General features: G+C 71.6%; 22 protein-coding genes. 17 read left to right on the top strand and 5 right to left on the bottom strand.

Annotated features, from left to right (window positions below; translation table 11 throughout):
* The first annotated feature begins 14 nt into the window (after positions 1-14).
* From ACQP09_RS19770 to ACQP09_RS19755, 4 genes are read left to right on the top strand one after another with little or no spacing between them, the layout of a single operon-like run.
* Positions 15-494: a DUF2771 domain-containing protein gene (locus ACQP09_RS19770; protein ID WP_433401547.1), complete on the top strand. Its 480-nt coding sequence runs from the start codon at positions 15-17 to the stop codon at positions 492-494.
* A 51-nt stretch (positions 495-545) separates the two neighbouring features.
* A complete protein-coding gene (locus tag ACQP09_RS19765; protein ID WP_433401545.1) occupies positions 546-1,259 on the top strand; it encodes a futalosine hydrolase in 714 nt (237 codons plus the stop codon).
* A complete protein-coding gene (locus ACQP09_RS19760) occupies positions 1,249-2,121 on the top strand; it encodes a 1,4-dihydroxy-6-naphthoate synthase (RefSeq protein ID WP_433401543.1) in 873 nt (290 codons plus the stop codon). Before ACQP09_RS19765 ends, ACQP09_RS19760 begins: the two co-directional genes overlap by 11 nt.
* A 9-nt stretch (positions 2,122-2,130) precedes the next feature.
* Positions 2,131-2,742 carry a hypothetical protein gene (locus ACQP09_RS19755; protein ID WP_433401541.1) on the top strand — a complete coding sequence of 204 codons (612 nt, stop codon included), beginning with the start codon at positions 2,131-2,133 and terminating at the stop codon, positions 2,740-2,742.
* A 43-nt stretch (positions 2,743-2,785) separates the two neighbouring features.
* On the opposite strand, the gene ACQP09_RS19750 is transcribed toward ACQP09_RS19755, so the two are convergent.
* Positions 2,786-3,169 carry a cold-shock protein gene (locus ACQP09_RS19750; protein WP_006126557.1) on the bottom strand — a complete coding sequence of 128 codons (384 nt, stop codon included), beginning with the start codon at positions 3,167-3,169 and terminating at the stop codon, positions 2,786-2,788.
* Between the two features lie 179 nt (positions 3,170-3,348).
* Here ACQP09_RS19750 and ACQP09_RS19745 point away from each other — a divergent pair, with 179 nt between their 5' ends.
* Positions 3,349-3,612 (top strand): hypothetical protein, encoded by a 264-nt coding sequence (locus ACQP09_RS19745; protein ID WP_433401539.1) that lies wholly within the window; start codon positions 3,349-3,351, stop codon positions 3,610-3,612.
* 91 nt (positions 3,613-3,703) lie between these two features.
* Positions 3,704-4,009: a hypothetical protein gene (locus ACQP09_RS19740; RefSeq protein ID WP_433401537.1), complete on the top strand. Its 306-nt coding sequence runs from the start codon at positions 3,704-3,706 to the stop codon at positions 4,007-4,009.
* A 45-nt stretch (positions 4,010-4,054) separates the two neighbouring features.
* Here the strand turns inward: ACQP09_RS19740 and ACQP09_RS19735 are convergent, their stop codons facing one another.
* Positions 4,055-4,732, bottom strand: a complete 678-nt coding sequence (locus ACQP09_RS19735) for an HAD family hydrolase (protein WP_433401535.1) — start codon at positions 4,730-4,732, stop codon at positions 4,055-4,057.
* A gap of 166 nt (positions 4,733-4,898) precedes the next feature.
* Here ACQP09_RS19735 and ACQP09_RS19730 point away from each other — a divergent pair, with 166 nt between their 5' ends.
* Genes ACQP09_RS19730 through ACQP09_RS19715 form a run of 4 tightly spaced genes read left to right on the top strand, consistent with a single transcriptional unit; the run spans position 4,899 to position 8,913 of the window.
* Entirely contained in the window at positions 4,899-5,951 is a 1,053-nt protein-coding gene (locus ACQP09_RS19730; protein ID WP_433401533.1) for a FecCD family ABC transporter permease, read from the top strand.
* Positions 5,948-7,018 carry a FecCD family ABC transporter permease gene (locus ACQP09_RS19725; protein ID WP_433401531.1) on the top strand — a complete coding sequence of 357 codons (1,071 nt, stop codon included), beginning with the start codon at positions 5,948-5,950 and terminating at the stop codon, positions 7,016-7,018. Before ACQP09_RS19730 ends, ACQP09_RS19725 begins: the two co-directional genes overlap by 4 nt.
* Positions 7,015-7,914 carry an ABC transporter ATP-binding protein gene (locus tag ACQP09_RS19720; protein WP_433401529.1) on the top strand — a complete coding sequence of 300 codons (900 nt, stop codon included), beginning with the start codon at positions 7,015-7,017 and terminating at the stop codon, positions 7,912-7,914. Before ACQP09_RS19725 ends, ACQP09_RS19720 begins: the two co-directional genes overlap by 4 nt.
* A gap of 3 nt (positions 7,915-7,917) precedes the next feature.
* Positions 7,918-8,913: an ABC transporter substrate-binding protein gene (locus ACQP09_RS19715; RefSeq protein ID WP_433401527.1), complete on the top strand. Its 996-nt coding sequence runs from the start codon at positions 7,918-7,920 to the stop codon at positions 8,911-8,913.
* 9 nt (positions 8,914-8,922) lie between these two features.
* On the opposite strand, the gene ACQP09_RS19710 is transcribed toward ACQP09_RS19715, so the two are convergent.
* Positions 8,923-10,344, bottom strand: a complete 1,422-nt coding sequence (locus tag ACQP09_RS19710; RefSeq protein WP_433401525.1) for a hypothetical protein — start codon at positions 10,342-10,344, stop codon at positions 8,923-8,925.
* 64 nt (positions 10,345-10,408) lie between these two features.
* Between ACQP09_RS19710 and ACQP09_RS19705 the strand changes: the two genes are divergently transcribed.
* Positions 10,409-12,874, top strand: a complete 2,466-nt coding sequence (locus ACQP09_RS19705) for a helicase C-terminal domain-containing protein (protein ID WP_433401523.1) — start codon at positions 10,409-10,411, stop codon at positions 12,872-12,874.
* A gap of 43 nt (positions 12,875-12,917) precedes the next feature.
* On the opposite strand, the gene ACQP09_RS19700 is transcribed toward ACQP09_RS19705, so the two are convergent.
* On the bottom strand, positions 12,918-13,118 hold the full coding sequence (locus ACQP09_RS19700) for a hypothetical protein (RefSeq protein WP_433401521.1): 201 nt from the start codon (positions 13,116-13,118) through the stop codon (positions 12,918-12,920).
* 117 nt (positions 13,119-13,235) lie between these two features.
* On the opposite strand from ACQP09_RS19700, the gene ACQP09_RS19695 reads away from it, so the two are divergent.
* The 6 genes from ACQP09_RS19695 (at position 13,236) to ACQP09_RS19670 (ending at position 19,975) form a co-directional block, all read left to right on the top strand.
* On the top strand, positions 13,236-13,949 hold the full coding sequence (locus tag ACQP09_RS19695; RefSeq protein WP_433401519.1) for a helix-turn-helix transcriptional regulator: 714 nt from the start codon (positions 13,236-13,238) through the stop codon (positions 13,947-13,949).
* Positions 13,950-13,980: 31 nt separating this feature from the next.
* On the top strand, positions 13,981-14,451 hold the full coding sequence (locus ACQP09_RS19690) for an NUDIX domain-containing protein (RefSeq protein ID WP_433401518.1): 471 nt from the start codon (positions 13,981-13,983) through the stop codon (positions 14,449-14,451).
* Positions 14,452-14,588: 137 nt separating this feature from the next.
* Positions 14,589-14,714 carry a hypothetical protein gene (locus ACQP09_RS19685; protein WP_433401516.1) on the top strand — a complete coding sequence of 42 codons (126 nt, stop codon included), beginning with the start codon at positions 14,589-14,591 and terminating at the stop codon, positions 14,712-14,714.
* Positions 14,715-14,789: 75 nt separating this feature from the next.
* Positions 14,790-15,578 (top strand): YqjF family protein, encoded by a 789-nt coding sequence (locus ACQP09_RS19680; protein WP_433401514.1) that lies wholly within the window; start codon positions 14,790-14,792, stop codon positions 15,576-15,578.
* Between the two features lie 59 nt (positions 15,579-15,637).
* Positions 15,638-18,157, top strand: coding sequence for an ATP-binding protein (locus ACQP09_RS19675; RefSeq protein ID WP_433401512.1), 2,520 nt, complete (start codon positions 15,638-15,640; stop codon positions 18,155-18,157).
* A gap of 174 nt (positions 18,158-18,331) precedes the next feature.
* Positions 18,332-19,975 carry a DNA repair helicase XPB gene (locus ACQP09_RS19670; protein WP_433401511.1) on the top strand — a complete coding sequence of 548 codons (1,644 nt, stop codon included), beginning with the start codon at positions 18,332-18,334 and terminating at the stop codon, positions 19,973-19,975.
* Positions 19,976-20,056: 81 nt separating this feature from the next.
* Here the strand turns inward: ACQP09_RS19670 and ACQP09_RS19665 are convergent, their stop codons facing one another.
* On the bottom strand, positions 20,057-20,245 hold the full coding sequence (locus tag ACQP09_RS19665) for a hypothetical protein (protein WP_433401509.1): 189 nt from the start codon (positions 20,243-20,245) through the stop codon (positions 20,057-20,059).
* Positions 20,246-20,460 lie beyond the last annotated feature (215 nt).

Genomic DNA, 20,460 nt, shown 5'->3' with positions numbered 1-20,460 from the left:
ATAGCCTTCCGCCCATGACCGTTGCGTTCTTCTCCGGTAAGGGCCGTCGAATCGGCGTCGCTCTTGGTGCCGTGTCCGCGGGACTCCTTGTCCTGTCCGCCTGCGACAAGCCGACGCCGCTCGCCACCGTGACGGTCGGCACGACCTCGGTGAACTCCGAGGCGGCCTGCTACAACGACGGTGAGGCGATCAAGGAGTCGCTGATCCAGGGCTGCCTCAACAAGAAGGCCGAGAAGACCATCGAGGTCGCGATGGACGACAAGGTCCGCTTCGGCGTCGACCCCGAGATCGCCGAAAAGGGCTGGACGCTCTTCATCAACGGCCAGCAGGCCGAGCAGGAGCCGTTCACGAAGACGTACCGGACGATCCCCGGTTCCGCGTTCTTCGCCAGCCAGACCGGCGAGCCCGCCAGCAAGACGAACGTCTCCATCGTCGAGACGAGCGGCAAGAAGCTCACCGGCATCTGGCAGTTCGAGCTCAAGAAGGCGTCCTGACCGCCCTCTCCGTGTCCCTGCCGTCCCTCCCGAGGCCCTGAGGCTCTCCCTGTGCGTGTGCTCGTCGTGACCGCTGTCCCGGTGGAACGGGACGCGGTCACGCGTGCGTTCGGGGGTACGCCGGAGTCGGTGATCCTGCCGGGCGCCGAGCTGCACCGCAGCGGTGCGTTCGACGTCCTGGCGGGCGGCGCGGGCCCGGCGGCGGCAGCGGCGGCGGCAGCTTTCGCCCTGGCGTCCACGCAGCACCCCTCGTCCACCCGGCACCCCTACGGGCTCGTCGTCTCGGCCGGCATCGGCGGCGGGTTCGCCCCCGCCGCCCCGCTCGGCTCGCTGGTCGTGGCGAGCGACATCGTCGCGGCCGACCTCGGCGCCGAGACCCCGGACGGCTTCGCGCCCGTCACCGCGCTCGGCTTCGGCCGCGACCGTTTCACGCCGCCGCCCGCGCTCGTACGGGAGGTGGCGTCGGCCACCGGCGCCGCGCCCGGCCCGGTCCTCACCGTCTCCACCGTGACCGGCACCGCCGACCGCACCGCCGCCCTGCTCGCCGCGCACCCGGACGCGCTGGCCGAGGCGATGGAGGGGTTCGGGGTCGCGGAGGCGGCCGAGCGGGCCGGAGTGCCCGTACTGGAGCTGCGGGCGATCTCGAACACCGTCGGCCCGCGCGACCGGGCCGCCTGGCGCATCGGCGACGCGCTGGCCGCGCTCACCGAGGCGTTCGGGAAGAGCGCACCCGTACTGGAAGGTTGGAACCGGCATGACCACTGAAGCGCACCCGGACCCGATCGAGATCGCCTTCTCGCCCTGCCCCAACGACACGTTCGTCTTCGACGCCTGGGCCCACGGCCGCGTCCCCGGCGCGCCCGCGCTCGACGTGACCTTCGCGGACATCGACCTCACCAACGGCATGGCCGAGCGCGGCGAGCTGGACGTCCTGAAGGTGTCGTACGCGGTCCTGCCCTGGGTCCTGGACGCGTACGCGCTCCTGCCGTGCGGCGGGGCGCTGGGCCGGGGCTGTGGGCCACTGGTCCTCAGCAAGGAGCTGGGCCTGGACCTGACGGGCCGGACGGTCGCGGTGCCGAGCGAGCGGTCGACGGCGTACCTGCTGTTCCGGATCTGGGCGGCGGAGATGGTGCCGGGCGGGGTCGGCGAGGTCGTCGTCATGCCGTTCGACGAGATCATGCCGGCGGTGCGGGACGGCAAGGTGGACGCCGGTCTCGTCATCCACGAGGCCCGTTTCACGTACCGGAACTTCGGGCTCCACAACCTGGCCGACATGGGACGCCACTGGGAGGACACCACCGGCCTCCCGATCCCGCTCGGCGCGATCATCGCCAGGCGCTCCCTCGGCGCCGAGACCCTGCACCGCCTGGCCGACACCATCCGCAGCTCGGTCCGGCTGGCCTGGGACCACCCGGAGGTCTCGCGGCCGTACGTCCAGGAGCACGCCCAGGAGATGGACCCGGCCGTGGCCGACCAGCACATCGGCCTGTACGTGAACGAGTTCACCGCCGACCTCGGCGAGGACGGCTACGCGGCGGTCCGCGGCCTGCTCACCCGCGCCGCGGCCGAGGGACTCGTACCGCCCCTCGGCCCGGACGCGCTGGCGTTCCCTGGCGACCGGGGCTGAGGCGGACCGGTGCACACCACCGCGTCCCCGTTCACCCTGACGTTCTGGAAAGAGGGCCGCGCCCACGAGCGACGGGAGGGCTACCGGGGCACGTCGCCGGAGTTCGGCGAGATCGTGCTCACCGCCCCGCTGCCCAGGAAGAACACCCCCGACAGCCTGGTCTCCGAGGTGCGCGGCCCGTCGATACCCACCGCGACCTTCGAGACCCGCGGCATCCACACCGAGGCCACGGACCTGCCGACGCTCAACGGCTCGGTGCTCAGGGTCGGCGACGCCCTGGTCCACCTGCGCCGCAACCGGTTCGGGCTGACGCACCGGGCCCGCGCACTGCACTTCCGGTACGGCGGGGACCGCTACCGGCTGTGGGCGGTCAACCGGAAGAAGTTCGTCCTGCGGCGGGAACCCGATGACGAGGAGGCCGGGTTCTCCGCCACGGCGGTCCGGTCCGGCTTCGCCGGGAGCAGGAAGGTGGTGGTGCGGGTCTCCGGGCGCGCCCTGGCCGCGGACCTCGCCCTCGTGACGCTCTTCATCGGTGTCGACCGGGCCCCGTTGACGCGTGGAGGCGCGGTGCGGTCCGCCCTCGCGAGGGCGGCACGGCTCTTCACGGAGAGCCAGGCCTGAAGCCGTACGGCCGCGAAGCCGTACGGCTCTCCACCGGCAGCGGCTACACGTCCAGCTGGTCCGCGACCGCGCGCAGCAGGCCCGCGATCTTGGCGCCCGCGGCCTTGTCCGGGTAACGGCCGCGCTCCAGTTGGGGCGTGATGTTCTCCAGGACCGTCGTCAGGTCCTGGACGATCGACGCCAGCTCGTCCGGCTTGCGGCGCTGGGCGGCCGCGACGGACGGGGTGGGGTCGAGGACCACCACGGACAGGGCCTGGTCACCGCGCTGACCCGCGACCACGCCGAACTCCACACGCTGGCCGGGCTTGAGTGCGTCGACCCCGGCAGGGAGTACCGACGAGTGCACGAAGACGTCGCCGCCGTCGTCGCGGGAGAGAAAGCCGAAGCCCTTCTCGCTGTTGAACCACTTCACCTTGCCGGTGGGCACGTCTGTCCCCGTCCTCGTACTCGTCACTGTGCGGAAAGAGCCGTGCTCGCCTGTGGGCACGGCTCCGGATAGCAGTACAGCGGGTCACCGTGACCCGCCTGGTCCCAGGCTAATGGCCCTGCGTCCGGTGACAAGACGTCGCCGGAGTGTTCCTCCGGGCAGGGAACTACCCTGGTGGCGTGACCACTACTCCTTCAGGCGCCGGCGACCGGCTCGTATCGATCGGCGCGATCGTCTTTTTCGTCGGCGCGCTGGCCACTCTGGTGACGGTCGCCCCGCTCTTCCTCGGCACGGAGCCGTTCCCTCCGATCGCGTACGGGGTCTGCATGTTCATGGGCGTCGGCTTCCTGATCGCCGGTGCGGGCGTCGTCCGCTCGGTCTGGCTCTCCTCACCCAAGCGGGCCGCGAGCCGCACCCAGGACGTGACCCAGAACGTGGCCTAGGGCGTGTCCTGCGGGTCAGGACACGTCCTGGTGCCTCCCGGATCTTTCGTCCGGATCACGCCGGTCGGCCGGGATGGTTAGGCTCGGTCGCGTGAAGCACGCAGGGCACGCCCTTCCGGTCCATCCCGCAGCCTGTGACGTCCCGGGCCGGGCCACCTCACACGTCGACGACCTCCTCGTCCAGATCGCGCACGGCAGCCGGGACGCACTCGGTGAGCTGTACGACCTGCTCGCACCGCTCCTGCTGGAGCTGCTGCGGGCCCGGCTGCCGGACGGCGCGGACGCGCGGTCCGCGCTCGTCGACGGCTTCAGCCGGGTCTGGCGGCAGGCACCGTCGTACGCACCGGGGCCGCACGGCATCGACTGGGTGATCGACCGGGTGGCCGACGCGCGGTAGGGCGCGGGGCGCTCAGGCCGACGCGCGGTAGAGGGCGGGGGGCGCTCAGGCCGCCGTGCGGTTCGCCTCGTACGCGCGCAGCCAGGCCGGGAACTCCGTCAGGTCCGCCAGCACCACGTCCGCGCCCGCCGCCCGCAGCTCCTGCCCGTCGCACGGGCCCGTCGTCACGGCGACCGACAGCGCCCCGGCCGCGCGCGCTCCTCGGACGTCTCCGACGTGGTCGCCCACGTACACCTGCGCCGCGTGCTCCTTCAGCGCCTCGCCCTTGGCCTCCGCCCAGAGCCAGCCGATCACCGAGTCCGGCTCGATCCCGAGGTGCACCAGGTGCAGCTTGGCGTTCGGCTCGTACTTCGCCGTCACGACGATCGCCCGGCCGCCGAGCGCCCGCACCGCCTCCACGGACTCCCGCGCTCCGGGCAGGGCCGTGCTCGGCGCTATCGCGTGGTCCGGGTAGAGCTCCCGGTAGCGGTCACCGGCGGCGGCCACCTGGTCGGCCGGGAACCAGTGCGCCAGCTCCTCCTCAAGCGGCGGACCGATCCGGCTCACCACCAGAGCGTCGTCGATGGGGACTCCCGTCTCCGCGGAGAGGGCCCGGTAGGTGGCGGCGATACCGGCCCGGGAGTCGACGAGCGTCATGTCGAGGTCGAAGCCGACCGTGAGGAGGGCAGCCGTGTGCGGGACGGAGGAGGGGGCCGGGTGGGGGCGCGAAGCCGTGGAAGCCATGCGGACCATTGTGCCGACCCGTCCGGTGGGGCCGTCGGGCCGGTGGGGCCGTCAGGTCCGTTGGGTCCGCCCACCGCCGTCCCCGGTGAACTCCCCGCCGCCTAGACTGAGCCCGCACTTAGCCAAGCCTTAGTAGGCCTCCCGCAGTTCCTGCCGATTGGTTCAGATGTCAGCGCCCGCGCCAGCACCGGCACCGGCCGTCGCGCCCCCGATACCCGGCGCACCCCGCCTCCCCCGGCGTGCGGCCGCCACGGTCGCCGCCGTCCTCGCGCTGCTGCTCGCCGTCCTGCTGAGCCTCGCGGTCGGCGCGCGCTCCATCCCGCCGGGCGAGGTGTTCGACGCGCTGCTGCACGGCGGCACCTCCGACGCGGCCGAGGTGATCCGGACCATGCGGGTGCCGCGCACGCTGATCGGGCTGATGGTCGGCGCGGCGCTGGCCCTCGCGGGCACGGTGCTCCAGGGCATCACCCGTAACCCCATCGCCGACCCCGGCATCCTCGGCATCAGCCAGGGGGCTTCGGTGGCGGTGGTGGTGGCGATCGCGTTCGCCGGGGTGCACACGCTGAGCGGGTACGTGTGGTTCGCCTTCGCGGGGGCCGCCGTCGCCTCGGTCGCGGTGTACGCCATCGCGTCCAGCGGTCGCGGCGGCGCGACGCCCGTGAAGCTCGCGCTCGGCGGTGCGGCGATCAACGCGCTGCTGGTCTCGGTGACGATGGGGGTCCTCACGACGAAGGCCTCGGCGCTGGACGAGTTCCGCTTCTGGCAGGTCGGGTCGATCGCCGGGCGGGAGGCGGACGTGGTCCAGCAGGTCTGGCCGTTCCTGCTGCTGGGCGCGGTGCTCGTGCTCTCGGTGGCCCGTGGACTGGACGCGCTCGCGCTCGGCGAGGACGTGGCGAAGGGGCTCGGGCAGAACGTGGCGGCGGTCCGGATCACCGGCGGGATCGGGGCGACCGTGCTGACCGGGGTCGGGGTGGCCGCCGCCGGGCCGATCGCGTTCATCGGGCTCGCGGTCCCGCACATCGCCCGCGCGGTCGTCGGCAACGACCACCGCTGGGTGCTGCCGATGGCCGCGCTGCTGGGGCCGGTGATGCTGCTCGTCTCGGACGTCGTCGGCCGGATCGTGTTCCCGCCGAGCGAGGTCCCGGCGGGGGTGATGACGGCGCTGATCGGAGTGCCGTTCCTGGTCGCCCTCGTACGCCGGAAGGCGGTGCCGGCGTGAGTGAGAGCCTCGTACGGGTCCGGCCCGCCGGGTACGCCGTCGTGAAGGCCGGGCCGCGTGGCCGGTTCCTGCTGCACCGGCGGGCGTCCGTCGTCGCGGCGGGCCTCGTCGTGCTGCTGGCCGCCGTCTGCGTCGCGTACCTCTGTGTCGGCGAGAGCTTCGTCGCGCCCGGCGAGGTCGTGAAGGTGCTCCTCGGGCAGCCGTCCTCCGCCGAGCTGGTCGTCGGCACGCTCCGGCTGCCGCGGATGGCCGTCGGGCTGCTGGTGGGCGCGGCCTTCGGGATCGCGGGCGCGCTCATCCAGACGGTGGCCCGCAACCCGCTGGCCAGCCCCGACATCATCGGCGTCAGCCAGGGCGCGAGCGCGCTCACGGTCGGTGCGATGACCTTCGGCATCACCTCGTACGCCGTCCTGCCCTACCTCTCCGTCGTCGGCGGCATCGCGGCCGCCGCCCTCGTCTACTTCTTCGCCTGGCGCGGCGGCCTGCACGCCACGCGCTTCGTCCTCATCGGCATCGGCTTCGCCATCGCGCTGCGGTCGGTGACCACGCTCTTCCTGACCAAGGGCGACTACCTGGTCGCGCAGCAGGCGCAGATCTGGATGACCGGTTCGCTGAACGGACGCGGCTGGCCGGAGGCCGCCCCGCTCGCCTGGACCCTCGTCGTCCTGCTGCCCGCCATCGCCTGGGCGGCCCGCGCGCAGCGGACCGTGACGATGGACGACGACACCGCGACCGCGCTGGGCGTGCGCCTGGGGCGCGTACGGCTCGGACTCGTCGCGCTCGGAGTGGTCCTGGCCTCCGTGGCGACCGGTACGGCGGGCCCGGTGGACTTCGTGGCGCTGCTCGCGCCGCAGATCGCGCGCCGGATGACCCGTACGGCACAGATCCCGCTGGTCTCCTCGGCGCTGCTGGGCGCGGTGATCGTGGTCCTGGGCGATCTGCTGGCCCGCAGGCTGTTCGCGCCGACCGAACTGCCGGTGGGCGTCCTCACGGCGGCGGTCGGCGCCCCGTATCTGATCTGGCTGATCATCCGCGGTCACCGAAGCCGCAGTGGAGGCACCGCATGAGCCCGAGCCCGACGACCGACGCGGCGCAGACGGGCTCCCGCCTCGCCGCCCGCGACCTGACCCTCGCGTACGAGGACCGCGCCGTCGTCCACGAGCTGGACCTCGCCGTGCCGGACGGGCAGGTCACCGTGATCGTCGGCCCGAACGCCTGCGGCAAGTCCACCACCCTGCGCGCGCTCGGCCGGCTGCTGAAGCCGCGCGGCGGGGCGGTGCTGCTGGACGGTACGGAGCTGGCGCGGATACCGACCCGGCGCATCGCCCAGTCCATCGGGCTGCTCCCGCAGACGCCGGTGGCGCCCGAGGCGATCACCGTCTCCGACCTCGTCGCCCGGGGCCGCCAGCCGCACCAGAGCTGGTGGCAGCAGTGGTCGGACGCGGACGAGCGGGCGGTGACCGACGCCATGGCCCGTACGGATGTGACGGCGCTGGCCGACCGGCCGGTGGACGAGCTGTCGGGCGGGCAGCGGCAGCGGGTGTGGATCGCGATGGCGCTCGCACAGGAGACGGACCTGCTGCTGCTGGACGAGCCGACGACCTATCTGGACATCGCGCACCAGGTGGAAGTCCTGAACCTGGTACGCCAGTTGGCAGCGCCTGCCGACGACGGCACCCGGGGCCGTACCGTCGTCACCGTGCTGCACGACCTCAACCAGGCGGCCCGGTACGCGGATCACCTGGTCGCCATGAAGGAGGGCCGGATCGTCGCGGAGGGCCGGCCCGGGGACGTCGTCACCGCCGAGCTCGTACGCGAGGTCTTCGGCCTGGAAGCGGTGATCGTCCCGGACCCGGTGACGGGTTCACCGCTCGTCGTCCCGGGCGCCCCCTGGACCCCGGCCACCGATGCTCCTGCCTCCGCTCCTCCTGCCTCCGTCCCGACTCCCGGAAAGGCCCTCTGAACCATGCCCCTCCTCCAGCCCCGCTCCCGTACGCTCGCCGCCGCGTCCCTGACCGTGGCCGCCGCGCTGGCCCTCTCCGCGTGCGGCTTCTCGTCCGATTCGGGCTCCGCGTCCGGCTCCTCCGGCTCCGAGGACGCCTCCGCCGGATCTCCTCGTACGGTGAAGACGGCGATGGGCGACGTGAAGGTGCCGGCCGCGCCGCAGCGGGTCGTCGTCCTGGACACCGCCGAACTCGACTCGGTCCTCACCCTCGGCGTGAAGCCGGTCGGCGCGACCCACGCGGACGTGGACTCCGGCTTCCTGAACTACCTGCCGAAGGACCAGGTCACCGGCATCACGGACGTGGGCCAGATGATGACCCCGAACCTGGAGGCCATCGCCGGCCTCAAGCCCGACCTCATCCTCACGAGCAAGATCCGGCACGGCGACAAGTACGCCGAGCTGTCGAAGATCGCGCCGACCGTGATGACGGAGAACACCGGCTACCCCTGGAAGGAGAACTTCCAGGTCCACGCGGAGGCTCTGAACAAGAAGGCCGAGGCGAAGATGGTCACCGACGACTACGCGCGGCACGTGGCCGATGTGACGAAGGCGCTCGGCGGCAAGGAGAAGGCCGGAGCGACCGAGGTCAACATGGTCCGGTTCGTCGAGGGCGCCGACATCCGCATCTACGGCACGAAGAACTACATCGCCACGATCCTCGCCGATGTCGGCCTCGGCCGCCCCGCCGTCACCGACCAGGCGAAGGACGGGTTCAGTTACGACGTCAGCCCCGAGAAGATCGACCTCGCGGACGCGGACGCGGTCTTCCACTCGACGTACGGCGACCCGAAGAAGGCCAAGGAGACGCAGACCACCGGCGGCGGTCTGTGGAAGAACATGGACGCGGTGAAGAACGGCAAGGTCTTCGCGGTCGACGACCAGCTGTGGATCCAGGGCATCGGCTACACGGCGGCCGACAAGATCCTGCACGAGCTCCAGACGAACCTGACGAAGTAGCCCCTGCCGCTACCCGCGCCTCCGCGCCCGCCACACCAGGTAGAGCGCGGAGGCGACGGCGGCGATGCGGACGACCACCGGCCAGGCACCGGTCAGCACCTCGCGCAGGCCGCCGTCCGCGATGGGCTCGCCCCACCGCCCGTCCAGCCGCCCCCACACCCAGACGAGCGCCCCGGCCACGACCACGCCCGGCAACCCCAGGGCCGCCCACTTCGCCTCCGTACGGGAGAGGGCCCGCGAGCCGTACGCGATGAGCCAGCCGCCCGCGAGCGGGATCCAGGACCCGGTGACGACCCCGGCGATGAGCAGCACGGCGGCCAGGAGCAGCAGCGGATGCGCGAAGCCGCGGGCGGCCGGTGCGGCGACTACGGGTTCGGCGACGACCGGCTTGCGGCGGCGGGGCCGGGGGATGCGGAGGGTGCGGCGGCGGGGGGCCTCCGGTGTGGCGGGTCCGTCGTCGGCCTCCTCCGCTTCCTGGTCGGCGGGTTCGGGCTTCGCCGGCCGCCTGCCGAGGAGTTCGGGGGCCTCGATGCCGCCGAAGAACCCGGGGACGGCGGTCCCGGCGTCGAACGGCCCGGGCTCCAGACGCCACCAGTCCTCGCCGGTGCTCTGCTGGTCGGGTCCGAGGACGTGCGGGGCGGAGGGGTGGGGCCAGGGGGTGGTGTCGGCGAGGGCGGGGGCGGTGGTGTCGTCGGGGCCGGTGGGGCCGGTGGGCTTCGAGAGGTTCGTACGGGGGTGGTCTCCGGAACCTGGCTCGGTACGGGAGTCGGGGTCACGGCCGGGCTCGGTACGGAAGTCGGGACCACCGCCGGACTCCGTACGCGGATCGGATCCGTGGCCCATCTCCGTACGAGGGTGAGGCCTGCGGCCGGCCTCCGTAGGGGAGTCGGGCGCGTATCCGGTCTCCATACGGAACCGGGCTTCGGTGCTTCCGGTGTCCGCGTCGCCGCCCTTGCCACCTCCCGTACCGCTCCCGCTCCCGCTCCCCGCCGGACGCCCGCCGCCCTTCCACGACGCGCCCCAGCCGGAACCCGCTTTCCGGCCGCCCGCCGGGACGCCCTCCGCCGCGGAACCGGGCGCCCAGCCCGGGCCCGGATCGGCGTCCGGCGCCTTCGGGCCCCTGCGGAGGAACCCGGTCCGGGGCCGGGGAACGGCGGCGTCCCCACCCGTCCCCGCCAGCGGCAGCGGCACCGACCCGTCCCCCGACTCCGCCGCCGCGCTGACCAGTTCGTCCGGGCTGCCGAGGCGGCCGATGATCCGCCGCACGGCCGCCGGGGAGTCCGCGCCCTCGCTCGCGCGGCGGCGGTCGATCTCGCCGCGCAGCGTCGAAACCAGCCGCATCCGGGCGCCCGAGGACAGCTGTTGCTGCTGCGCCAGGTCACCGACCCGGCTCAGGTAGTCGTAGACGAGCTGGTCGCTCTCGATCCCCACGCGGTTGCATCCCCTCTTGCGGCCCTGCCCCGACGGTAGCGTTTCAGCGGCTAACGTGGGACGGATGGGGACGACCACACCACCGCGCACGCTCGCCGAAGCCCTGCGCGCCCGGGGCGACGAATCGCTGGCCGGGCTGCTGCGCGCCCGCCCCGACCTCCTCAACCCGGTGCCGAACGACATCACCCAGCTCGCCACCAGGGCCGGCACCCGGGCCTCGGTGGTCCGCGCGCTGGAGCACCTGGACCGGTTCGCGCTGCAGACCGCCGAGGCGCTGGCGGTGGCCCCGGACCCGGCCCCGTACGACACGCTCCTCTCGCTCCTCACCGGCGACGGGCTGGACGACGGCGAGCAGCGCGACGACGCGGGTGCGGCGGTCACGGCCGCGCTGCCGGGCGCGCTGGCGACGCTGCGCGAACAGGCCCTGGTCTGGGGCGAGGACGACCGGCTGCGGCTGGTGCGTACGGCCCGCGAGCTGCTCGCCCCGTCCCCGCAGCACCCGTCCCCCACGGGCCTCGGGCCGACGGTCGCGGAGGCGACGGCCGGGATGTCGCCGGGCCGGCTCCAGGAGATCCTGACGGCGGCCGGGCTGCCCGCCACGCACGACCCGGTGTCGGCGGTGGCGGCGCTGGCGGCCCTGTTCACGGACCGGACGCGGATGGCGGAGCTGCTGGACACGGCCCCGGTGGAGGCGCTGTCGGTGCTGGACCGGCTGGTGTGGGGCCCGCCGTACGGGGAGGTCACGCCGAACCCGACCCCGCCCGTGAAGTGGCTACGGGACCGGGGCCTGCTGCTGCCGGTCTCGACGCGCACGGTGGTGCTGCCTCGTGAGGCGGCCCTGCACCTGCGGGCCGGCCGCGCGCACCGCGTACCGGAGCCGGTTCCTCCGGTCGTCGCGGCGGTGGCCGAACGTGATCCACAGGCTGTGGACAGAGCGGCGGCCGGGCAGGCGTTCACGGCGCTGTCGACGGTCGAGGAGCTGCTGAAGCTCTGGAACGGCGGCGGCCCGGCGATCCTGCGCGCGGGCGGCCTGAGCGTACGGGAGCTGAAACGCACGGCGACCGCGCTGGAGGTGTCGGAGCCGATCGCCGCATTCTGGGTCGAACTCGCTTACGCGGCGGGGCTGTTGGCGTCGGACGGGGAGAGCGACGAGCGGTACGCGCCGACGCCCGCGTACGACGAGTGGCTCGACCTCTCCGCCCCGGACCGCTGGACGCACCTGGCCACCGCCTGGCTCCCGGCCACGCGGGTCCCGGGCCTGGTCGGCGGCCAGGACGCGAAGGGCCGGGCGCTCTCCGCACTCGGCCCGGAGCTGGACCGCTCGGCCGCGCCGGAGGTACGCCGCCGGGTGCTGGCCCTCTTCGCCGAGCTGGCGCCGGGCACCGCGCCGGACCCGGAGACGCTGCTGCAACGGCTGCGCTGGGAACGCCCGTTGCGGGGCTCCTCGCCGACCGGAGAGGGCACGGACCTGCGCTCGCGCCTCGCTCTCTGGACCCTGAACGAGGCGGAGCTGCTGGGCATCACGGGCCGGGGCGCGCTGTCCTCGCAGGCCCGCGCGCTGCTGGAGGAGGGCGAGGAGACGGCGGCGGCCTTTCTGGCACCCCTCCTCCCCGAACCCCTGGACCATGTCCTGCTCCAGGCGGACCTGACGGCGGTGGCACCGGGCCCGCTGGAACGCCCGCTCGCGGAGACCCTCTCGGTCCTGGCGGACGTCGAGTCGAAGGGCGGCGCGACGGTCTACCGCTTCACGCCCGGCTCGGTCCGCCGGGCGCTGGACGCCGGGCAGGCGGCGACCGACCTGCACGCGTTCCTGGCCGCGCACAGCCGTACGCCGGTGCCGCAGCCCTTGAGTTACCTGATCGACGACGTGGCCCGGCGCCACGGCCACCTGCGGATCGGCGCGGCCTCCGCGTACGTACGCTGCGACGACGAGGCGGTCCTCAACGAGATCCTGGCCGACCGCCGCTCGACGGGCCTGCGCCTGCGCCGCCTCGCCCCCACGGTCCTGGCCTCCCAGGCCGACCCCGGCTCCCTCCTCGAAGCCCTCCGCGAGATGGGCTACGCGCCCGCCGCCGAATCCGCCGAGGGCGACGTCCTGATCACCCGAGCCGGCGCCCGCCGCACCCCGCCCCGCACCCCGCCGACCCCGGTCCCGGAAGGCCCACCGGCCCCCGACGCCACCCTGCTCGGCGCGGCGGTCCGAGCCATCCGCGCCGGCGACACGGCCGCCACGGTGATCCGCAAGGACCCGACGGAGGGCACGTCGGCCCCGCGCACCTCCTCCGGCTCCCTGCCCCGCACGACCTCGGCGGAGACCCTGGCCACGGTCCAGGCGGCCGCGATGACGGGCTCGGCGGTCTGGATCGGCTACGTCAACGCGGAGGGCGCGGCCAGCCAACGCGTGATCGCCCCGGTCCGCGTGGAGGGCGGCTTCGTCACGGCGTACGACCACACGGCCGACGAGGTCCGCACGTTCGCCCTGCACCGGATCACGGGGGTGGCGGAGCTGGCGGAGGAGGGGAAGGGGTAGGGACGCACCCTGCCCCCGGACGTTCCGATGTCGCTCCGCGTGATCACTCGTGCCCCTGCGGGTGTCTGCGCAGGTAGACGTTGCAGTCGGACACGGTGGTCATGTCGCCCACGGCACGCGCGCGGCTGCGCACGGCGGCCAGTTCGGCACAGCCGGCGCACCCCTCGACCGGCTCCGGGTCCGTGACGTCCATCCCCAGCGGCAGCTCGACAGGCGGGGCGCTGTATCGCATCGGTTCACTCATGCGGTGATCGTCACGCTCGTCACCAGGACGACGGAACCTCGTACGTTTCCCATTTCGGGACGTCCCGCAGCCTGTAAAACGTCCCTGACACGTCCGGAAGTGGAGGGGGAGACCGGGATGGCGAACGAGCGCTTACGTGCCGTCATGGCCGCCGGAGGATGGACTCACGCAGACCTCGCCCGCGTCGTCGAGGTAGATCCCAAATCCGTTGAGCGTTGGGTCAATCTCGGGCGTACGCCTCGGCGCGGCACTGCTCTCAAGGCCGCCGAGACGCTGGGAGAGGACGTGCACGCCCTGTGGCCCCAGCTCAGGCAGGCGCGATCGGCCCGGGCTGTCAGTCCCGAACTCGTCGCGCTGTACGAGCAACGGGCCGACCTGCCGGTGTCCGCTTTCGTCAATCTCCTCACTCAGGCGCGTCGGCAGATCGACGTACTCGTGTACGGAGCCGTCTTCCTTCATGAGGCGTACCCACGGCTCAACGACCTGCTGCGGGAGCGAGCTGCGAACGGGTGCGCAATCCGGATCGCGGTGGGGGACGCGGACGATGCCAACGTCCAACAACGGGGCCGGGAGGAGCGCTTCGGCCACGGCATCGAGTCCCGCTGCCGACTCGCGCTCATGCACTACCGCCCCTTGGCGAGCGAACCGGGCATCGAGATCCGTACGCATGGGACCACGCTCTACAACAGCCTGTACCGCGCGGACGACGAGATTCTGGTCAACGCCCACGTCTGGGGCGTCAACGCGTACGCCGCGCCTGTGTGGCACCTCCGGAGCAGCGGCAGCGGCAGCATGTTCGGCACGTACGAGGACAGCTTCGAGGCGGTATGAAAGTCCGCACAGCCAGTGGAAGGGTGACTTGATGGCACGGACCGAGTACTACGACGACCCCGACGCGCCCGAGCCCAACAGCATGGTCGTCGCGGCCTCCGCCGTCGTCACCGACGATCAGGGACGCATCCTTCTGCAGCGCCGCCGCGACAACGACCTGTGGGCACTGCCGGGCGGCGGGATGGACCTGAGGGATTCCCTCCCCGGCACCGCTGTGCGCGAGGTCAAGGAGGAGACCGGGCTCGATGTCGAGATCACGGGGCTCGTCGGCACGTACACCGACCCTCGGCACATCTTCGAGTACAGCGACGGGGAGGTCCGGCGGCAGTTCAACGTCTGCTTCACCGCCCGGGTGACCGGCGGCTTCCTGACCGTCTCCGAAGAGAGCACGGAAGTCCGGTTCGTGGCGCCGGCCGAGCTGGACACCCTGCCCATGCACCACACCCAGCGCCTCCGGCTGCGCCACTTCGCGGAGGACCGCGACCGGCCCTATCTCGGCTGAGGAGCGGGCCTTACGGGCCGCCCTGGCCCCCGGACACTCAAGGGAAGCTTAGAAGATCACGTCGAGGCTTGTCGCAGGTCACCCCGCATGGCATGTTCACTGTGCACCCCCACAGCCGATCTGCCGAGGAGATGAAGATGATCGGAACCCTGACCACCGGCGAGCAGATCATGATAGGGATCGTGGCCGTGGCCGTCCTCGGTCTCGCCGTACTCGGCTTCAGGCGAGCCAAGCGCACCGGGCAGCCGGGCGAGACCGAGTAGCGCCCGCCACCGGGCAGGTTTCGCCAGTTTCACGGGCGGGCCGTCTCCGATGGCGCGGTCTGCAATGCTGCGGGAATGCCCTTCGCTGACCGGGCCCCCGAGCCGAAGCCGGTATCGCCCCGACCGGCGGTGCCTGAGCCGGTATCGCCCCGACCTCCCGCCGCGCCGATGCGGCCGCTGCTCACACAGTCCTGGCTGGATCTGGCGTTCCTGCACTGGGCGGTCGACCCGGCGGACGTCGCGCCGCTGCTGCCGTCGGGGACGGTGCCCGACACCTTCGACGGGGCGACGACGTACGTGGGGCTCGTGGCGTTCCGGATGTATCGGGTGGGGGTGCTCGGGCTGCCGGGGATCCCGTATCTGGGGACCTTTCCCGAGACCAACGTCCGGCTGTACTCCGTTGACGAGCACGGCCGGCGCGCGGTGGTCTTCCGGTCCCTCGACGCCTCCCGGCTCGTCCCGGTCCTCGTGGCGCGGGCCGCGGTCCGGTTGCCGTACGTGTGGTCCCGAATGGGTATCGAGCGGTCCGGCGACACCGTCACGTACACGAGCAGGCGCCGGTGGCCCGGTCCTCGTAGGGCGAGGAGCAGGATCGTGCTCCGGCCCGGTGACACGATCGCCGAACCCACCCCACTGGAGCACTTCCTGACCGCCCGCTGGGCCCTGCACACCTCGCTCTTCGAGCGGACCGCCTATCTGCCCAACGTCCACCCCCGATGGCCGCTCCACCGGGCGGAGCTGCTGGAGTGCGACGAGGACCTGGTCGCGGCGGGCGGGCTGCCCGCGCCGGCCGGGGAGCCGATGAGCGTGCTGTACTCCCCGGGCGTCCCGGTGCGGTTCGGGCCGCAGCGGCGCGGGGCCTGATGCCGGGGCGGACCGGTCCGGCCGACCACCGGATCACAGAATTTCAGCGGGGAGATCAGATGGGGAATCCGCACAAGGACAGCGCGCAGGTCCAGAATCAGATCAAGGACGGCGTCTTCTTCAATACCGTGGTGCAGGGCAGCAACGTAACCCTTCAGCTGCCGCACGAGATCACACCTGCTCTCACTGGAATGCCTGCCCCCTCGTCGACCTTCACCGGCCGTGATGCCGTTCTGGACCTTCTGGTCGAGGAGTTACGTCCGGGCCGTCGGACCGACACCGGCCCCCTGGCCCACGTCGTGGCCGGTCTTCCCGGGGTGGGCAAGACGGAACTGGTCCTCCAGGTTGCGCACAGAGCGTCGCGGCAAGGATGGTTCCCGGGCGGAATCCTCTTCATCGACCTGCATGGATACGACGGTGACCGCCACATTAGTCCCAGCCGGGCGCTCGGCTCTCTGATCCGGGCCCTCGGGGTTCCCGATCAGTACGTCCCCGATGACCTCCAGGACCGCGCCCGCCTATACAGCAGCGTGCTGTCGGCTTACGCAGACCAGGGCCGGCGCATCCTGGTGATCGTCGACAACGCCCGTGACGACTCCCAGGCCGGGCCTTTTCTCCTTGCCAACAGCCGCGTCCCGGTGCTCGTCACGTCCCGCCACACGCTCACCGGTCTCAAGAACGCTCGCACACATGACCTCGGCGTCCTGGACCCCGCCTCCGCCGTGGAACTGCTCCGCAGGGACCTGCGCCAGGCTCGCGATCCCGATGATTCCCGTGTCGACGACGCTCCGGAGTCCGCCGCACACATCGCTCACCTGTGCGGGCATCTTCCGCTGGCCTTGCGGATCGTCGCAGCTCTCCTGGCAGACCTCCCCGCGCGCCCACTGGCCTCCATGGTGGACGCCCTCGGCGACGCTCGTAGCCGCCTGCAACGCCTGAGCCGAGGAGACCTCGCCGTACGGACGGCTTTCGAACTCTCGTACCACCATCTGAGCGACGCCCAGGCCCGGCTCTTCCGTCTTCTGCCCATCAACGCGGGGCCGGACATCTCCACGGATTCCGCGGGCCGACTCGCCGACCTGCCGTCCGACGAGGCGGACATCCTGCTCGGAGCCCTGGCGCGGGCACACCTGGTCGAGCCCCATGCGAAGAACTACGGCCGCTGGCGCCTGCATGACCTCCTGCGCCTGTACGCCGACGAGGAATGCGCCCTGCGGGAAGATGCCCACGAGCGCCGCAGCGCCACTTCGAGACTGCTCGATCACTATCTGACGACGGCAGCGGCGGCCGACACGCACGTTGATGTGGATACCGAGGCGACAGCGCGTTCTCCTCGCTTCCGCGATCGGGACGCCGCCCTGTGCTGGCTGGACGGGGAGCGGCACAGTCTGCTGGCGACAGCTCAAGCGGGTCCGGCTCTGGAGCGTCCCGATGTCCTGTTCGGCCTGCACAACGCGCTGGTCCACTATCTGTCATGGCGTCGGCACTGGAGCGATTACGAGCAGCTTTCGCAAGCGGCCCTGGATGCCGCACGATCATCCGAGTTCCCGCACCTGCGCGTACTGGAATTGACATTCCTTAATAATCTCGGACTTGCTCAACTCGAGTTACGTCGTTTCGATGATGCAGTAAGGTCCTATCGAGCTTGCCTGGCACAGGCCCGCCTGGCGGAGGACACCGACTCGACGGCCATGGCATTGAGTAATCTCGGGCGGGCTTACGAGGAGCTGCACGAGCCGGAAAAGGCGGTGGAGGTACTCCAGGAAGCCCTGACACTTCCTCCCCCCGACGGGAATATTCGAGCCAGGGGAATGACCTACACAAATCTGGGTCGCGCTCTGCACAAGTTGCGCAGGCTCGATGAGGCAGCGGAAGCATTCACCGAGGACATCACCATCTGTCGGGCAGTCGCCGATCTGAGCGGAGAGGCGATCGCGCGCAACAACCTGGGTCTGGCGATGCGGGACATGGGCCTACTCGACGCAGCCGTCGACCATCACCGCGGAGCCCTGGAAACCGCCAGAACAGCCAAGGACAACCACACAGCAGCACTGGCCCAAGCCAATCTCGCCGTGGAAATGGCTGCTTCCGGCCGCACCAGCGGGGTGGTCGACATGCTAGAGGCATCGCTCGCGGCACTTGAGGAACTGGGCGATAGCTACATGGCGACACAGTGCCGGATGCACCTCGGTCATCTGAAATACATGGAAGGGCTAAGCGAGGAGGCCATCGCATTTATCTCCGAGGCCGCAGAGGCGAGCCATGCGATAGGAGACCGGCGGACCGAAGGTAGAGCCTTGGGAGATCTGGGAACTTACCTGTTGCAGGAGGGGCGTCTCGTTGAAGCGATCGAGGCGACAAGGAGGGCGATCCCCCTGTACCACTCCTTCGGAGATATGGGAGGGAAAGGCGACTCTCTCCTGATTCTTGGAATCTCCCTCGACGCGACAAAACGTACCGATGAAGCGATCCAAGTCTTTCAGGCCGCCGTCGCCGCGTTCAAGGAATTCGGTGACTCGGAAAAGCTGACCTTGGCCATGGGATGCCTGAAGGAACTCGAGGACCTGAGCGAGTCCTGACCGTTACACGCCGAGAGGGGACGCCCCCGGGGCGTCTCTGACGACCTCCCGGTCGTCCACGCAGATCCCCGCTTCCGGGCCCACCCCGCCCCGCCCCCCGATGCGGCACACTGGACGTTTGGCCGCAGCCCTACCCGCATCCGTGGCCGCACCCCGCAGAAAGGGCCGAAGCGCGTGACCGGACCCCTCATCGTCCAGAGCGACAAGACGCTGCTCCTCGAAGTCGACCACGAGCTGGCGGACGCCTGCCGTCGGGTCATCGCGCCCTTCGCGGAGCTGGAGCGTGCGCCCGAGCACATCCATACGTACCGGGTCACCCCGCTCGGGCTGTGGAACGCCCGCGCCGCCGGGCACGACGCCGAGCAGGTCGTCGACGCCCTGGTGGAGTACTCCCGCTACCCCGTGCCGCACGCGCTCCTGGTCGACATCGCCGAGACGATGGCGCGGTACGGGCGGCTCACCCTGTCCAAGCACCCCGTGCACGGGCTCGCGCTCACCAGCACCGACCGGCCCGTGCTGGAGGAGATCCTGCGGTCGAAGAAGGTGCAGCCGCTCGTCGGCGCCCGGATCGACCCGGACACCGTGGCCGTGCACCCCTCCGAGCGCGGGCAGATCAAGCAGACGCTGCTCAAGCTGGGCTGGCCCGCCGAGGACCTGGCCGGTTACGTGGACGGCGAGGCCCATCCGATCGAGCTGGCCGAGGACGGCTGGGCCCTGCGGCCGTACCAGAAGCAGGCCGTGGAGGGGTTCTGGCACGGAGGGTCAGGTGTGGTCGTGCTGCCCTGCGGGGCCGGGAAGACCCTGGTCGGGGCCGGCGCCATGGCCGAGGCCAAGGCCACCACGCTCATCCTCGTCACCAACACCGTCTCCGCCCGGCAGTGGAAGCACGAGCTGGTGAAGCGGACGTCCCTCACCGAGGACGAGATCGGCGAGTACAGCGGGACGAAGAAGGAGATCCGGCCGGTCACCATCGCCACCTACCAGGTGCTGACCACCCGGCGTAAGGGCATCTACCCGCACCTGGAGCTCTTCGACTCCCGGGACTGGGGGCTCGTCGTCTACGACGAGGTCCATCTGCTGCCCGCGCCCGTCTTCAAGTTCACCGCCGACCTTCAGGCCCGGCGGCGGCTGGGGCTGACCGCGACCCTCGTACGGGAGGACGGGCGCGAGTCCGACGTGTTCTCGCTCATCGGGCCCAAGCGGTTCGACGCCCCGTGGAAGGAGATCGAGGCGCAGGGCTACATCGCGCCCGCCGACTGCGTGGAGGTACGGGTCAACCTCACCGACTCCGAGCGGCTCGCGTACGCCACCGCCGAGGCGGAGGAGAAGTACCGGTTCTGCGCCACCACCGCCACCAAGCGGAAGGTGACGGAGGCGCTCGTACGGAAGCACCAGGGCGAGCAGACCCTCGTCATCGGGCAGTACATCGATCAACTCGACGAGCTGGGCGAACACCTGGACGCGCCCGTCATCAAGGGCGAGACCAGCAACGCCCAGCGCGAGAAGCTCTTCGGTGCCTTCCGGAACGGCGAGATCAGCGTCCTCGTCGTCTCCAAGGTCGCCAACTTCTCCATCGACCTGCCGGAGGCCACCGTCGCCATCCAGGTCTCCGGGACCTTCGGGTCGCGCCAGGAGGAGGCCCAGCGGCTCGGTCGCGTCCTGCGGCCGAAGGCCGACGGGCACGAGGCGCGGTTCTACTCCGTCGTCGCCCGCGACACCATCGACCAGGACTTCGCGGCGCACCGCCAGCGGTTCCTGGCCGAGCAGGGGTACGCGTACCGGATCGTCGACGCGGACGAGCTGCTCGCGGAGAGCTGAGGAGGGCAAGGAGGGCCGACCGGGTCCAGGAGAGGGGCCGGCCGGGGTCCAGGAGAGGGGCGGGCCGTACGGACGGGTGCTTCAGTGGCCCCGGCGTACGCCCGCGCCCTCCGCGTACTCCCCCAGGACGACCACGCTGAACGCCGTCGTCACGAACACCTTCACGGCGCGCACCGCGTCTCCGAGGCGATGGGGTCGGTGGTGACCGGTGACCGCGGTCGCGCCGTGCGCGGGGCCGGTCCTGCTGGGGTTCAGGGTGGTGGTGCTCATGTATCCATGGTGCTCCCGTCACCCGTTCGGCCGCGTCGGCCCGCAGACGGAATCCGTACGCCGGGCGCGTAGGTCTCCAGTACCGCTCAGCCCGCACACATCCCCTACGGGTAGCCCTGGCCCCTCCTCCCCGGGGAGAGCCGGTAATCCGTTTCGCCGCCGGCCCGCCCTCTGGCTACAATCGCCGGTCTGCCCGCCTCCCGCGCCGCACCGAC

This window comes from Streptomyces sp. CA-146814, assembly GCF_050942385.1.
In the GTDB taxonomy this organism is placed as follows: Bacteria; Actinomycetota; Actinomycetes; order Streptomycetales; family Streptomycetaceae; genus Streptomyces.
This window is presented reverse-complemented; position numbering and strand designations above follow the sequence as displayed.

Bases quoted from the DNA above. Each gene is read 5' to 3' on its own strand.
- ACQP09_RS19685 (WP_433401516.1), top strand. From the start codon at position 14,589: ATGATCGGAACCCTGACCACCGGCGAGCAGATCATGATAGGGATCGTG.
- ACQP09_RS19735 (WP_433401535.1), bottom strand. From the start codon at position 4,732: ATGGCTTCCACGGCTTCGCGCCCCCACCCGGCCCCCTCCTCCGTCCCG.
- ACQP09_RS19700 (WP_433401521.1), bottom strand. From the start codon at position 13,118: ATGAGTGAACCGATGCGATACAGCGCCCCGCCTGTCGAGCTGCCGCTG.
- ACQP09_RS19665 (WP_433401509.1), bottom strand. From the start codon at position 20,245: ATGAGCACCACCACCCTGAACCCCAGCAGGACCGGCCCCGCGCACGGC.
- ACQP09_RS19715 (WP_433401527.1), top strand. From the start codon at position 7,918: ATGCCCCTCCTCCAGCCCCGCTCCCGTACGCTCGCCGCCGCGTCCCTG.
- ACQP09_RS19695 (WP_433401519.1), top strand. From the start codon at position 13,236: ATGGCGAACGAGCGCTTACGTGCCGTCATGGCCGCCGGAGGATGGACT.
- ACQP09_RS19705 (WP_433401523.1), top strand. From the start codon at position 10,409: ATGGGGACGACCACACCACCGCGCACGCTCGCCGAAGCCCTGCGCGCC.
- ACQP09_RS19675 (WP_433401512.1), top strand. From the start codon at position 15,638: ATGGGGAATCCGCACAAGGACAGCGCGCAGGTCCAGAATCAGATCAAG.
- ACQP09_RS19730 (WP_433401533.1), top strand. From the start codon at position 4,899: ATGTCAGCGCCCGCGCCAGCACCGGCACCGGCCGTCGCGCCCCCGATA.
- ACQP09_RS19770 (WP_433401547.1), top strand. From the start codon at position 15: ATGACCGTTGCGTTCTTCTCCGGTAAGGGCCGTCGAATCGGCGTCGCT.
- ACQP09_RS19690 (WP_433401518.1), top strand. From the start codon at position 13,981: ATGGCACGGACCGAGTACTACGACGACCCCGACGCGCCCGAGCCCAAC.
- ACQP09_RS19720 (WP_433401529.1), top strand. From the start codon at position 7,015: ATGAGCCCGAGCCCGACGACCGACGCGGCGCAGACGGGCTCCCGCCTC.
- ACQP09_RS19680 (WP_433401514.1), top strand. From the start codon at position 14,790: ATGCCCTTCGCTGACCGGGCCCCCGAGCCGAAGCCGGTATCGCCCCGA.
- ACQP09_RS19760 (WP_433401543.1), top strand. From the start codon at position 1,249: ATGACCACTGAAGCGCACCCGGACCCGATCGAGATCGCCTTCTCGCCC.